The following is a 14,144-nucleotide window of genomic DNA, read 5'->3' on the forward strand; positions in this document are numbered from 1 at the left end:
TGTGTCGTGATACGTGATACGGATGTCGTTTTTCTACTCTTTCACTTTAACATCCGTACCAAGGCGCTGCAGGTAGGCAATCAGGGCTACGATTTCCTTCTCGGGGGCTACCTCGATGCCTTCTTTGGCCAGGTCAGCAGAAATCCCTTTCGCCTGTTGCATCAGCTCCTCGTTGGCCTTGGCTATATAGTCGTCCTCGTACGGCACACCCAGCTTCTTCAGCACTTCCAGTTTATCCTGGGTGGTGCTCATATCTACCTCCTGCTCAAACAGCCAGGGGTAGGCCGGCATTATGGAGCCCGGCGACATAGAGGTAGGGTCCATCATGTGATGGTAGTGCCACGAGTGCGGGTACTTGCCCCCCACCCGGTGCAGGTCCGGGCCGGTGCGCTTGGAGCCCCACAGGAAGTTGTGGTCGTACACGAACTCTCCCGCTTTGGAGTACTCGCCATAGCGCTCAGTCTCCGACCTGAACGGACGAACCATCTGGGTGTGGCAGTTCACGCATCCCTCTTTTATATATAAGTCGCGGCCCTGCAGCTCCAGCGAGGTATAGGGTTTCACGCTGGCGATGGTCGGCACGTTAGATTTGATGACAAAGGCCGGGATGAACTCTACCAGACCGCCAATCAGGATGGCAACGGTTGCCCATATAGCCATTTGTGTCGGGCGCTTCTCAATCCAGCTGTGCCAGTGGCCCGCGTTCATGCTGGCGGCAGGCACAATCACAGGGGCCTCGGTGCGCTCATTCGCCTCCAGGCTTCCTGCTTTGGCGGTCTTGTAGAGGTTATATACCATCAGGAACACGCCACTCAGGTAAAACACGCCACCCACCCCGCGCATGTAGTACATCGGCACAATCTGCAGCACCGTCTCCAGAAAGTTAGAATACTGCAAGGTGCCTTCCGGCGTGAACTGCTTCCACATCAGCCCTTGCGTGAAACCTGCCCAGTACATCGGGATGGCATAGAAAAGGATGCCCAGCGTGCCCAGCCAGAAGTGCGCGTTCGCCAGCTTCCTGGAGTGCAGTTGTATTTTGTAAAGGCGCGGGAACAACCAGTAGAGCATGGCAAATGTCAGGAAGCCGTTCCACCCGAGTGCGCCTACGTGTACGTGTGCCACTATCCAGTCGGTGAAGTGAGCGATGGCGTTCACGTTCTTCAGCGACAGCATCGGTCCCTCGAAGGTAGCCATGCCGTAAGCGGTAATCGCCACCACCATAAACTTCAGCACGGGCTCTTCACGCACTTTGTCCCAGGCGCCGCGCAGCGTCAGCAAGCCGTTGATCATACCACCCCAGCTTGGGGCCAGCAGCATCACCGAAAAAACCACCCCCAGCGACTGTGCCCAGTCAGGCAGCGAGGTATAGAGCAAGTGGTGCGGGCCCGCCCATATATAAATGAAGATCAGCGACCAGAAGTGAATGATGGACAGGCGGTACGAGTACACCGGGCGGTTCGCCGCCTTGGGCAGGAAGTAGTACATCAGGCCCAGGAAAGGCGTGGTCAGGAAGAACGCCACTGCGTTGTGGCCGTACCACCACTGCACCAGCGCATCCTGCACCCCGGCGTAGCCGGAGTAGCTCTTGAAGAGGTTAACCGGCATCTCGTAGGAGTTTACGATGTGCAGCACGGCCACTGTCAGGAAGGTGGCGATGTAGAACCAGATGGCCACATACATGTGGCGCTCGCGGCGGCGGGCCAGCGTGCCGAACATGTTCCAGCCAAACACCACCCATATCAGCGTGATGGCAATGTCGATAGGCCACTCCAGCTCAGCATATTCTTTAGAGGTGGTCATGCCCAGCGGCAGGGTGATAACGGCCGCCACGATGATCAGCTGCCAGCCCCAGAAGTTAATTTTGCTGAGCAGGTCGCTGTACATGCGGGTTTTGCAGAGGCGCTGCAGCGAGTAGTACACCCCCATGAAGATGGCGTTGCCCACAAAGGCGAAGATAACGGCATTGGTGTGCAACGGCCTTACGCGGCCGAACGTGGTATACTGGGTTCCCATGTTCACGTCCGGATTTGCCAGCTGGAAGGCGATGATCACCCCGATCAGCATACCGGCAATGCCCCAGAACACGGTGGCGATGCCAAAATCCCGGACGATCTTGTTGTCATAAAAGAACGTGTCGGTCACGCCCCGGTCCGCGCCCTTCGGCACCATCCTGTCAGGCGCATTCTCTAAGACTTTGGCTACATTAGTTGACATGTGCGGTGTCCTCCATTTTGATTGCGTGTTGAGTTTTATCTTATTTGATGGCTACAAATTTCTGCAGCGAACGGGCGCGAAAAGATGACGAATGTCATAGCCGGGGGTGATTGTTCTCAGCCGCGGGTAATTCAGGAGGCTTTCTCCCTGGAACCGGGCTTTGCTTTGGGAGCGGTATCGTTGTCAAAAAGCATCCGGACGGCGGGCGTGTAGTCGTCGTCGTACTGGCCGGAGCGCACCGCCCACAGGAAAGCGCCCAGGAACAGGCCCGCCACGGTGATACTGACGCCTATCATTAAAAAGATGATGTACATGGCCTTATGAATTAGAAATTAAAAATTAGAAATTATATATGCCGAAGGGGTTCTAAAGACCTCGCGGTCTCCGAAGTCCCCGCGAGCGTCTGCCCCGAAGGCCGCAGCTATATATAACCCGGACACTTGGGATATACAATCCAGCCACTCGCGGGAGCTCCCGAAATGCTTCGGGGCAGGTGCGCACGCTGCAAGGACTTCTGTTGTTACAGCCCCGCCCGTCTGGCCGCAATTTTCACCGACAGCGTGGCAAAAACAATCACGCTCAGCGAGCTGATGGGCATCAGGATGGCAGACACGATGGGCGAAAAAAGCCCCTGCACCGCCAGCGTCAGCCCGAAGACGTTGTACACCAGCGACACCGCGAAGGTGGCCAGGATAATGAGCATGGTTGTTTTGGAGAAGCTCAGGAACTTGCTCAGCTTGTTAAAGGCAGTGGCATCCAGTATGGCGTCGCAGGACGGCGAGAAGTTGGTGACGCTGTTGGTCAGGGCTATCCCGGCGTCGCTCTGGCGCAGGGCACCCGCATCGTTCAGGCCGTCCCCCACCATCATTACCTGGTGGCGCTGTTCTTTAAGATGCTGGATGTACTCGAGCTTCTGTACCGGGCTCTGGTTAAAATTCAGTTCCGCTTCCTGGCCCAGCAAGCCTCTCAGGCGCTCCTGCTCGTGGGCGTTGTCACCGGAAAGCACGGCAAGCTTCTTGTCACGCAGATCCGTGAGTATATGCTCCAGTCCCTGCCGGTACACGTTGTAAAAAGTGTAATACCCCAGCACCACGCCATCCACAGAAACATATACCGCCGTTTCAAGTGCATCCTTCGCAGCTTCTTCTTTAATGCCTATATAGGAGGCTGATCCGGCACGGACCATATAGCCGTTTGCCTCGCCTGCCAGTCCTTTTCCGGCAACCTCTCGGAAATGCTGCACTGCTGTTGGCTCACCGCGCAGGCTCTGGAAAATGCGCTGGCTCAAGGGGTGGGTGGAGTGGCGCAATATAGATTTCAGGCTTTGCTCCTGTGCCGCCGTCAGGGGCTTTCCGGTATAGTGCAACTCGGCTGCGCTCGGCTCGGTGAGGGTGCCCGTTTTATCAAACACCACCGTGTCAATTTTGGCAAGCGTTTCCACCACAGCCGTGTTCTTCAGGTAAAACTTATTCTTCCCGAACACCCGCAGGGTATGGCCATGCACAAAGGGCGTGGCCAGCGACAAAGCGCACGGGCAGGCAATAATCAGCACGGAGGTAAAAGCCTTCATGGCCATGTTCATATCGCGGGGCACCCAGTAGGCGAGCGCGCCGGCAGCCACCAGCAGCGTCACGATGATGAACCACTTGCCGGCCGCGTTGGCATACGTGCTCACGCGCTGCTGCTCCTCCTTGGAGAAAACACTGTCGTTCCAGAGTTGCGTCAGGTAGCCCTGCGACACCTCCTTCACCACCTCCAACTCAAGGCTCTCTCCCACCTGCCGCCCCCCGGCATAAATGACCTCGCCCGCCACCTTTTCCACCGGCTCCGACTCGCCACTCACAAAACTGTAATCGATCAGGGCGGCGCCCTGCAGCAGGATGGCGTCGGCGGGAATAAGCTCCTGGTTCCGGATGCGGATGCGGTCGCCTACTTTCAGGTTACGAACGGCCGTGGCCTCCTCCTCGCCGGAGCCCTTCAGCACCGTCACCGACACGGGAAAATAAGAGGTATAGTCCCTGTCGAAGGAAAGCGTGTCATAGGTTCTCTGCTGAAAGTATTTGCCGATCAGCATGAAGAACACGAGGCCGGTGAAGGAATCGAAATAGCCGGGCCCGGTGCCGGTAACGACCTGGTAGATGCTGACCGTGAACAGCGCCAGCAGACCTGTGGCGATGGGCAGGTCGATGTTCACCATCCGCTGCCGGATGCCCTCCATGGCCGAGGTGAAAAAGCCGCGCGCGCTGTACACAAACACCGGGATAGAGAGCAGCAGGCTCAGGTACCCGAAAAAGGAGCCGAAGCTGCGCTGCAGCCCCTCTGTTACGGCCAGGTAATCGGGGAAGGCCAGCAACATAACGTTGCCGAAGCAAAAGCCCGCGATGCCCAGTTTATAGATGAGAGTGTGGCTTGTCCTGGTTGTTTTACGGCCGTCGGTATCTGCCAGGGTAATTTCAGGCTCGTACCCGATGCGCGCCAGCAGGGCCACCACTTCGCGCAGGCTGGTTTGCTGGTTAAGAAATGTCAGCGACACTTCTTTGCGCAGGAAATTAACGGTGGACTCCGAAATGCCGGGGTTGAGCTTGAACAGGTTCTCCAGCAGCCAGATGCAGGAACTGCAGTGCATCTGCGGTATATAAAACGTAAGCTTGCAGATATGCTCGTTCCTGAAGCTGATCAGTTGGGTCTCCACCCCGGTATCGTCCAGATATGCAAAGCGCGACTCGGAAGCCTGCTTTTTTCCCGTAATTCCCGGATTCTCCTCCAGGTTGTAATAGGTGCAGAGGTTATTCTCCTCCAGCAGTTCATATACGGCTTTACACCCGGTGCAGCAGAAAGCCTTGTCGTGGGCAAAGACAAGCTCCTCCACGCAGGCATCCCCGCAGTGGTAGCAATTCTGGACATTGGTTTGGAGTGCGGCTTCCATCTCAACTTTCTCTGTATAGTCTCTTGCAAAAGTAAATGGCGACAGCCCGGCAAAAGATGATGGAAGTCAATAGCCGACATGATTCTTGTCACTGGCTATATATAGACAGGGAAACAGCTGCAAGCACAAAGGAATCTATAGGGAAATCAGCCCCGCCAATCTACAGCCCAACGGCAGAAGTAGCTTGATAACCCTTTGTGACACCAAATGACTTTACAAGCAATAAAAAACCGCTGAGAAGCTTCATCTTTCAGGTCAGGTAGTTACACATATATATCAATGGATCAGACACGTATATGTTATCATCTACTCATCATATAATGGATAATCATTTATAAATGAGCCAGAACTTCACAGCTATACAAGCAGGTGTAAGCAAAATTACAGGTTTTGTTACCTGCTCCAGGTTACGTCATGAGGGTTTGTAGGTGCTGAAGGTTTTGTCTGTGTAGAACACCATGATTTGCTCAATGGCTTTTTCAGAGGCTGCGGGCGCTTGTGCAGCAGTTGATGCTTCTTGTACTTTTCCTGCTATGGCTGCCGGCGACGGTGCCTCCTTTTCCTCCAGAGAAGCAGGGGCAGCGGCACGTGTGGCCTGCGGTTTTTCCTTACCAACTGTAGCTAAACGGATTAGCATGTCCCCCTCGCCCAACAGCAGCCAGTCACGGGCTATTTCCCGGTAGGTGCTTACTATCTTCAACACCACGTCCAGACTCGGCTTGTTGCGGCCGCTGAGGATATGGCTGACGATAGCACGCGGCACATCTATATTGTCGGCGAGTTGCGTTGAGGTCAGGCCTTTATACTCCATCAGTTGCCGTATCCGATCCACCATATGACTGTCTATGTATGCTGTATTTTGTTTTACAAATGTAATATACATCATCTTCATCAAACCACAAAAGCTAAATTCCAACATCTATATCAGGTTCAACTCAGATTGTCTATTAAAGAATCTATACATTGTAAGTCAATGACTTATTTCATTTAAAAACGTTCCAAATAGACCTGTTTACATTTGTATATACATTTCTAAACAGTTGCATATGTAAGTCACAGCATTGGCCGGAAAGAATATTGCGGAGTGGGAAATCGGAGTGTTGCTTTCTACTGCATTTGGCGCTGGAACCTGCTATAAATCATTCTTCCAAACTCATTTATGACACAATGGCAGCACAAAGCGATGCGTTTGTGGATAACTCGAGTTATCCACAAACGCATCGCTTTCAGCAGTTTATCAGCCTGTGCTTTATTTATAACTCCGCTTACGGACAGCGGATCAAATATGGAATGTGACAGAAACAGCGAATTTCCTGACGGTAAAGAAGGAGACAGATGTGATATTTCAGGATTGTACTTTTTTAAGCCATTTGCTATAAAAGAGAGATGCATGTTCCTGGTGCTTTCTCCGCACCGGACACAGGCATCCCTTTAAGTTTCAGAAAAGCTGACTTTACTTCACCAGCAGAACGCCATGCATTCGTTGCCAGTGCTCCGGATAGGTGCAGACGAAGTGGTAGACGCCGGGCGCGGCGGGCGCCGTGAACTCCATCTCTACCGTCTGCCCCGGCAAAACCATGGGCGAGGCAGCAATCACTGCAGAATCATTGGGAACGTAGTTTCCGGAAGCCCCAATCTTAGCACCGGCTATCGCCACCTGCCTGTACGTGTCCGGAGTTGTGAAAACGACGTTATGCACCATGGGCATATCCACTCCCTCGTTGATGAAGGTTAGCTTTACATGCGCACCTGCTCTAACCTCCAGGGTGTCTTGGTCATATGCAATCTCCTCCAGGATGTTCCCGGTGGCCCGCAGCAGCACATCATCTACCTGCTGCAGGATAGTGTCCGGCGCTTCCTCCACCACGGGTGCGCTGGAGGCTGTGGCACTGTCTATCAAGGTATCTTCCGTTGAGGAGGCACCGGTGCTCGCTTCGCCACCATCAGGCTGGTTGCAACGCCACAGGAGGAGGCAGCTGCCGAGGAGGCATATGCTATATATTTTTCTTTTCATCGCATGGTGTTTTGGCGGGGCAGAGAGCGTATCTTTTAACAATGTACCGCCTCCCTTACCCGAAGTAAGCCTTCTCCAACTCTTTGTCGTGGCCGTAGATGTCGTCCCTGAAATGGATTTGCCCGTTCTCGTCTACCCAACTGGTGAAGTACACGATGTACACCTGCACCTTCGTGGGCAATGTCACCCAGGTTTCCTCTTCCCCTGTCATAGTATCTCTTATTCTAGCCTCATCCCATTCCGGCATGTCCTGCAACAGATATTTGGCCAGTTCCACCGGGTATTCTACCCGCACACAGCCGTGGCTGAAGTCGCGGGAGGTCTGACTGAACAGGGCATCGGCCGGGGTATCGTGCAGGTAAACGGCATACTCGTTCGGGAACAGGAACTTGATGGTTCCCAGGGAGTTTTTAGGGCCGGGCTTCTGGCGCACGAGGTACTTAAAATTATCCTTCGTGACGCTTTCCCAATCGATGGATTCGGGTGACACAGGTTTTCTGGCTTTGTCCTTGGTGACGACCTCCATGTTCTGCGTGGCCAGCCAGCCGGGGTTCCGGAGCATATGGGGTTTTATCTCGGCCTCCACGATGGTGTTGGGCACGTTCCAGTAAGGCGCCAGCACCACGTACTCCAGCTTGTCGCTGAAAATGGGCGTGGAGTGCATGGTCTTCCCCACAATCACGCGCATGTCCATCACTTCCTTGTACTGCCGCTCTGCGTCCGGCTCGCCGTCCGGGTCCTCGTATATATAGAGCTTGTACTCCGGGATGTTCACCCATATAAACTTTTGCTCAAGGCTTTTAGGCACCATGCGCTTCGGAATCCAGCGCCAGCGCTCCATGTTGATCATGACTTGGCGGATGCGCTCCTCGAGGGGAATGTTGAGTGTGGCCAGGGTCTTGCCTCCCACCACGCCATCCTGCGCCAGGCCGTTGCGCATCTGGAAGTTCTTTACCTCCTGCACCAGTTTCTCATCGTAGACACTCATGCCAGAGTCAGCAGAGTCTAACCTGACATCGGGGTTCAGGCGTTTGCGAAGCGCGATGACGGCTGCGCCTGAGTCGCCGGGCCGCAGCACCTTGCGGTCAGCCAGCTCAATTTTAGGCCAGCCGCCCTCCTTCTGCAAGACACGGTACTCCTGCAGCTTGTCGCGCAGACGCGTATAGCCGGCGTGCAGCGCCCCGAACTCATCATACGGGTATGTGCTCTCCCGCTCGTTCAGAATCGTCTGGAGCGCCTTGTGCAGCTTTATCTTGTTCTTCTTCACATCCCAGGCCACCTCGGTGACGTTGGGGTTAACGCGGCCGCGGTAAAAGTCGGAGGCGTAATTGAAGTAAGAGGCCGTGAGGGCCACGTCAATTTTCTGCTGCAGTTCCAGCCGCGCCGAGTCGCTGGGCTCCAGCTGCTTGTACTGCTCCAGCATTTTGCCGATGTCCATGATACGGTAGTTCTCCGGGTCAAGGCCCTCTTTGTCGGCGCTGTCAACGGCGGCCAGGAACTTTTCGGTCTCAGACACCGGTTCGTTCTCCCGGAACCACGCCAGCTGGTAGTTGCGGTCGCCGTAAAAGACGAACATCAGTTCCTCCAGCTTTTTAAACTCCGGCTGCTGCTCTAAAAACCGCTGCACAAACACGCTGTCGGTGGTGGCTTGCGGCAGCGCTTCTTCCCCGAATAAGCCAGAAGCGATGCCCCCGTCTCCCGAAGAAGTCTGGTTGCAGCCGGCAATGGCGAAGAGGCAAATAAACGCGAGTATGGGGGTGGAAAGGTGTTTTTTGATATAAGGGTTCATGTCTTGTTTTGTCTGTTTAGGTGCTGCTTCACATAGCCTTCATAAAAGGCTAACGCAGCGGTGGCAACCGTCAGCCTGTTCTTGGTAATATCCTATCTAAAAGCAGCTATGTATACTGGCAAAGGCATATTATCTCTTTGTACTCCAAAGCATGATAAAAAGTTATGAGGCCCTGCGGCCCCGGTTTCTGTGCATCCCTGCAGCAGGCACCTCTGCAAAAAGTCTTCCAAAGTAGAAATGAAAACAGCGCGGCAAGCTTATATGTTTAAGTTAAAAGGACATGAAATGGCAGGATGCTTGCCTCTGCTTCCGGGAAAGCGCTATAATGCGTATCTTCACCTCACAGATCAAAATAATTTATGAACGTATACTCCCGCTTCTTACTGGGGCTGAGTGTGGCAGGCACCCTACAGCTTGTCTCCTGCTCCACCCAGCTCACGAATCAGGACCAGACCATGACGAACGAACAAAGCACCCCAGCATCGGCCCCTGCCGACGTACACAGCTATGCCAGGCCCGCTGAGGCCGTGGCCAAACACCTCGACCTTGACCTCACTGTTGACTTTGACCGCAAGGCACTGACCGGACAGGCCACCTATCTCATTGAAAACAAGACAGGCACCAACGAGATTATTTTCGACACCCGCAACCTGCACATTGAGCAGGTGCTGCTGGGAGATGAGCTGGAAGAAACGACTTTTGAGCTTGGCGAGGGAAATAAGACGCTGGGCCGGCCGCTCATCGTACACGTCAGGCCTGACACGAAAAAAGTAACCATCCGGTACAGCACCTCCCCCGAAGCGGCTGCGCTGCAGTGGCTGAACCCGCAGCAGACGGCCGGCAAAGAGCACCCCTTCCTGTTCACGCAGTCGCAGGCCATCCTGGCGCGCACCTGGATACCGATCCAGGACAGCCCCGGCATCCGTATCACTTACAACGCAAAAGTAAAAGTGCCCCAGGAACTGCTGGCCGTGATGAGCGCTGAGAACCCGGTGGAGAAAAACGACAGCGGCCTATATACCTTCGCGATGAAGCAGCCGATCCCGTCGTACCTCATGGCGCTGTCGGTAGGCGACCTGGCTTTCCGGGAGATAGGGCCGCAGACAGGCATATATGCCGAGCCCGCCACCATCGAGGCCGCCGCTTACGAGTTCGCAGAGATGGACAAGATGCTGCACGCCGCCGAAAAGCTCTACGGCAAATACCGCTGGGACCGTTACGACCTGCTGGTGCTGCCGCCCTCTTTCCCCTTCGGCGGGATGGAGAATCCGCGCCTGACCTTTGTGACACCCACAGTGCTGGCCAAAGACCGTTCGCTCACCAGCCTGATTGCGCACGAGCTGGCGCACAGTTGGAGCGGCAACCTGGTGACGAACGCCACCTGGAACGACTTCTGGCTGAATGAGGGCTTTACGGTGTACTTCGAGCGGCGCATCATGGAGGAGCTGTATGGGAAGGAATACGCCGACATGCTGAACGTGCTGGGCTACCAGGACCTGAACAATACGCTGGACGAGCTGGGCCGCGAAAGCGAGGACACCCGCCTGAAACTGGACCTGGAAGGCCGCGACCCGGACGAGGGGCTGACGGACATTGCCTATGAGAAAGGCAACTTCTTCCTGCAGAACATAGAGCGGGCCGTAGGACGGGAGCGGTTTGATGCTTTCGTGAATAACTACTTCGGCACCTTCGCTTTCCAGAGCACCACCACCGATAAATTCCTGGACTTCCTGCGTTCTGAACTGATAAGAGGCGATGAAGCGCTGGCAGAGAAAATCAACGTCGAGGGATGGGTGTATACGCCGGGGCTGCCTGCTGACTTTGTGGTGCCGACCTCCACGCGCTTCGCAGAGGTGGAAGGGGCCTTCCGGAACTGGCAAAGCGGCAAGCCCGCCACAGAACTGAAAACGCAGGAATGGTCGAGCCACGAGTGGCTGCACTTTATCCGGATGCTGCCCGAGGAGATGACGCAGCAGCAGATGGCGGAACTGGACAAGGCCTTCAACTTCACCAACTCCGGCAACTCGGAAGTACTGGCGGCCTGGATCCTGCACGCCATCCGCCACAACTACACAACAGCCGACCAGGCCCTCGAGACCTTCCTGACCCATGTGGGCCGCCGAAAATTCCTGGTGCCGCTCTACAAAGCGCTTATCGAGACGCCGGAGGGCAAGGAGAAAGCCCTGGCCATATATGCCAAAGCACGCCCGAACTACCATGCCGTGTCCACGGCCACGCTGGATGAACTCCTGAAATGATATATAAATCAGCTAAATAAAAAAGGCAGCAATATAGCTGCCTTTTTTATTGTAAAATGTGAGAGGCTCTGTCACCTTCCTGCCTGCATGTTGAGCCGGGCGAAGGTACAGAGCCTCTCTTGTGACATAAGGAACACCGGCTTATTTCTCAGCCTCTTTGTTCACTGTTTTTTCAGCAATTTTGGTTAGCAAAACATCGGTCTTCTTCTCCTCTTCGAGCGTCATCACCAACTGCTCCAGCACATCGTTCATCCCCAGTTGCTTTGCCCAGGTACAAACCGTACCGTATGCTGCAATCTCATAATGCTCCACCCGCTGAGCAGAACCAATCAGCGCCGCATCCATCACGCTCTCATCGGCTTTCTCGCTCATCATGGACTCGGCTTCCTTTATGATGCCTTCCATGGCTTTGCACTTCTCACCCTTCGCCTTCACTCCCATCATCTTGAAAACACTCTCCAGGCGCTGAATCTGCTGCTCGGTTTCCTGCAGGTGCTTCTCGAACGCCTGCTTCAACTTGTCAGACGAAGTGGCTTTCATCATCTTCGGAAGCGCCTTCGTAATTTGCTGTTCAGCACTGTAAATGTCTTGAAGCTCGTGGAGCAAAAGGTCTTTTAAATTGTTAAGTTTCATAGCTTGGAAAGGTTTCGCGTTAAAAAATAGTGGCTTTGCAGCCATGTGTGTTATCTATACGGCACACCTTTGCCTGAGTTTAGATATATGATTTTTTATTAGCGAAGCACCTGATTTTTTACACCACCACTATATACAATATAACATTATTCATATAATAGAATGTAACTGTGCCTGTTGTATATATGTCTTACAAGTGCTAATATGCGCAGGTGGCGCATTTATGAAACGAAAATATAGGAATGGGGTACTCTAAAAGAAGTAAACCTAAGCCCGGATCAAGCCGGGCATATAACTTATCACGACAGAGCATTAGTGGACATACCTACAGGAAAACTTATAGCCATAGGCGGAAATGAAGACAAAGGGACCTACCCTAACCCCAGGTCGAAGCGAAAGTACTACCTCGACTTTTTTGAACTCGGAATACTGAAGCGCTTTCTGCAGGAAATACCTGCCCGGAAGCCCCGCATCGAGGTCATCACCACGGCGTCAATGATACCGGAGGAGGTGGGCGAGCGCTACATGAGCGCCTTCGGCATTCTGGGCGTGGAGGACGTGGGGCTGATGCACATCCGCTCTGAGGAGGACGCCCTGCTGCCCGAGTACCTGGAGCGGCTAAAGAAAGCAGACGGGGTCATGTTCAGCGGCGGCGACCAGTCGCGCATCACGCGCATGTTCCTGAACACCGACCTGCTCGAGGTGCTCCGCCACCGCTACCAGCACGAGGAATTTGTGATTGCCGGAACAAGCGCCGGGGCCATGGCCATGTCGCGGATCATGATTAAAGGGGGAAGCGCCAAAGAATCCCTGCTGCGGGGGGCCGTGAAGATGGGTGTCGGGCTGAACCTGATCAGCGGCGTGGTCCTCGATACACACTTTGTAATACGGGGCCGCTTCGGGCGCCTGATGGAAGCTGTGGTCACCCACCCCAACACAATCGGCGTCGGCCTGGGGGAGGACACCGGCATCCTGCTGACGGAGGGGCACCTGATTGAGACCATCGGCTCGAACCTGGTGGTGGTGGCCGACGGCCACAGCGTCGCCTATACCAATGTACACGAAATTGAAAAAGGCCGTCCCATCGCCATCGACAACATGGTGATGCACGTGCTGGCCAAAGGCAACCTCTACGATTTCAGTTCCAGGCGCTTCTACAAAAGCAGGGAGGCCTACGAGCAGGCTCAGTTGCAGGAAGCGAAGTGAGTAGCAGGATTATATATGGCCTGCGCTGTTCCGGTTTCTCCCCAAAGACGGCCCCGGTTGCACAGGCAGACCTTCTACCGGAGCGGGCGAGATACCGGGACTGGCAAACTCAGCCTTCCTTATATATCCCCACAAAGGTGGCCTCGCTGCTTTTTTTGCTCGCCCGGTACATGCCCTCCGAGTTAAACGGAAGCGCTACTTCTCCTGCGGCGTTCACCGCAACCAGGCCGCCCTCCCCGCCAAACTGCACCAGTTTATGCAGCACCACCTCGTCGCAGGCCTGCTGCAGCGTATATCCCCTGTACTCCATCAGGCAGGAGACATCGTATGCCACCACGGCCCGCATGAAAAACTCGCCGTGGCCGGTGCAGGAGATAGCGCAGGTCTTGTTGTTGGCATATGTCCCGGCCCCTATCAGGGGCGTGTCGCCGATGCGGCCGTAGCGCTTGTTGGTCATGCCGCCGGTGGAGGTGGCGGCCGCCACGTTTCCGTCCAGGTCCACGGCCACCGCCCCCACCGTCCCGAACTTCTTTTCAGGCTGCTCCGTGTGGTCCAGCATAAACTCGTCAGAGTCGCGCACCTCGCTCCATTGCCTGTAGCGGAAGGCATTGAAGAAGTAACTCTCCGGGGCAAACGGGATGCCCTGGTCGCGGGCGAACTCCTCCGCCCCTCGCCCGCTCAGCAGCACGTGCTCAGAGTGCTGCATCACGGCGCGCGCCAGCGTCACCGGGTTCCGCACGCCCTGCACCCCCGCCACCGCCCCGGCTTCCAGGGTTCTGCCGCACATGATGGCAGCATCCATCTCATGCTTCCCCTCCTTCGTGAACACCGCGCCGCGCCCGGCATTGAACAAGGGACTGTCTTCCAGCAGCACCACGGCCAGTTCCACGGCGTCGAGGGCCGGCTTGCCCTCCTGCAGCAGCCGGTGCCCCGCCTCTGCTGCTTCGCGCAGCGCCTCTCTGTATGCCTTCTCCTGCTCCGCCGTCAGGGCTGCCCTGGTGATGGTCCCGGCTCCGCCGTGTAACGCAATGGCGATGTTTTTCATATATAGTCCTGATGTGGCCGATGTTTTGCTACCCTGTACGCCGATACCGCGCCGGCCGT

10 protein-coding genes are annotated in these 14,144 nt (G+C 55.1%); 2 read left to right on the forward strand and 8 right to left on the reverse strand.

The window, feature by feature from the left end; all coding sequences use genetic code 11:
* Window positions 1–33 precede the first annotated feature (33 nt).
* The 6 genes from ccoN to GSQ62_RS02200 form a co-directional block, all read right to left on the reverse strand.
* On the reverse strand, window positions 34–2,169 hold the full coding sequence (gene ccoN, locus GSQ62_RS02175; RefSeq protein ID WP_161891278.1) for a cytochrome-c oxidase, cbb3-type subunit I: 2,136 nt from the start codon (window positions 2,167–2,169) through the stop codon (window positions 34–36).
* A gap of 176 nt (window positions 2,170–2,345) precedes the next feature.
* Window positions 2,346–2,528 (reverse strand): cbb3-type cytochrome oxidase assembly protein CcoS, encoded by a 183-nt coding sequence (gene ccoS, locus GSQ62_RS02180; RefSeq protein WP_161887986.1) that lies wholly within the window; start codon window positions 2,526–2,528, stop codon window positions 2,346–2,348.
* 206 nt (window positions 2,529–2,734) lie between these two features.
* Complete coding sequence (locus GSQ62_RS02185) at window positions 2,735–5,140, reverse strand: heavy metal translocating P-type ATPase (protein ID WP_161887987.1); 2,406 nt, start codon at window positions 5,138–5,140, stop codon at window positions 2,735–2,737.
* A 412-nt stretch (window positions 5,141–5,552) separates the two neighbouring features.
* On the reverse strand, window positions 5,553–6,059 hold the full coding sequence (locus GSQ62_RS02190; protein WP_161887988.1) for a helix-turn-helix transcriptional regulator: 507 nt from the start codon (window positions 6,057–6,059) through the stop codon (window positions 5,553–5,555).
* Window positions 6,060–6,593: 534 nt separating this feature from the next.
* Window positions 6,594–7,040, reverse strand: a complete 447-nt coding sequence (locus GSQ62_RS02195; protein WP_237586913.1) for a plastocyanin/azurin family copper-binding protein — start codon at window positions 7,038–7,040, stop codon at window positions 6,594–6,596.
* 169 nt (window positions 7,041–7,209) lie between these two features.
* On the reverse strand, window positions 7,210–8,943 hold the full coding sequence (locus GSQ62_RS02200; RefSeq protein ID WP_161887990.1) for a L,D-transpeptidase family protein: 1,734 nt from the start codon (window positions 8,941–8,943) through the stop codon (window positions 7,210–7,212).
* Between the two features lie 359 nt (window positions 8,944–9,302).
* On the opposite strand from GSQ62_RS02200, the gene GSQ62_RS02205 reads away from it, so the two are divergent.
* Window positions 9,303–11,201, forward strand: coding sequence for a M1 family metallopeptidase (locus tag GSQ62_RS02205; RefSeq protein ID WP_237586915.1), 1,899 nt, complete (start codon window positions 9,303–9,305; stop codon window positions 11,199–11,201).
* 141 nt (window positions 11,202–11,342) lie between these two features.
* Here the strand turns inward: GSQ62_RS02205 and GSQ62_RS02210 are convergent, their stop codons facing one another.
* Window positions 11,343–11,834, reverse strand: coding sequence for a ferritin-like domain-containing protein (locus tag GSQ62_RS02210; RefSeq protein ID WP_161887991.1), 492 nt, complete (start codon window positions 11,832–11,834; stop codon window positions 11,343–11,345).
* 315 nt (window positions 11,835–12,149) lie between these two features.
* Here GSQ62_RS02210 and GSQ62_RS02215 point away from each other — a divergent pair, with 315 nt between their 5' ends.
* Complete coding sequence (locus GSQ62_RS02215) at window positions 12,150–13,040, forward strand: cyanophycinase (protein WP_161887992.1); 891 nt, start codon at window positions 12,150–12,152, stop codon at window positions 13,038–13,040.
* Between the two features lie 109 nt (window positions 13,041–13,149).
* On the opposite strand, the gene GSQ62_RS02220 is transcribed toward GSQ62_RS02215, so the two are convergent.
* The gene (locus tag GSQ62_RS02220) at window positions 13,150–14,085 is read right to left on the reverse strand and encodes an isoaspartyl peptidase/L-asparaginase family protein (protein WP_161887993.1); all 936 of its coding nucleotides are present in this window, start codon (window positions 14,083–14,085) and stop codon (window positions 13,150–13,152) included.
* Window positions 14,086–14,144 lie beyond the last annotated feature (59 nt).

Origin of the sequence: Pontibacter russatus, from assembly GCF_009931655.1 — a bacterium.
GTDB classification, from domain to species: Bacteria; Bacteroidota; Bacteroidia; order Cytophagales; family Hymenobacteraceae; genus Pontibacter; species Pontibacter russatus.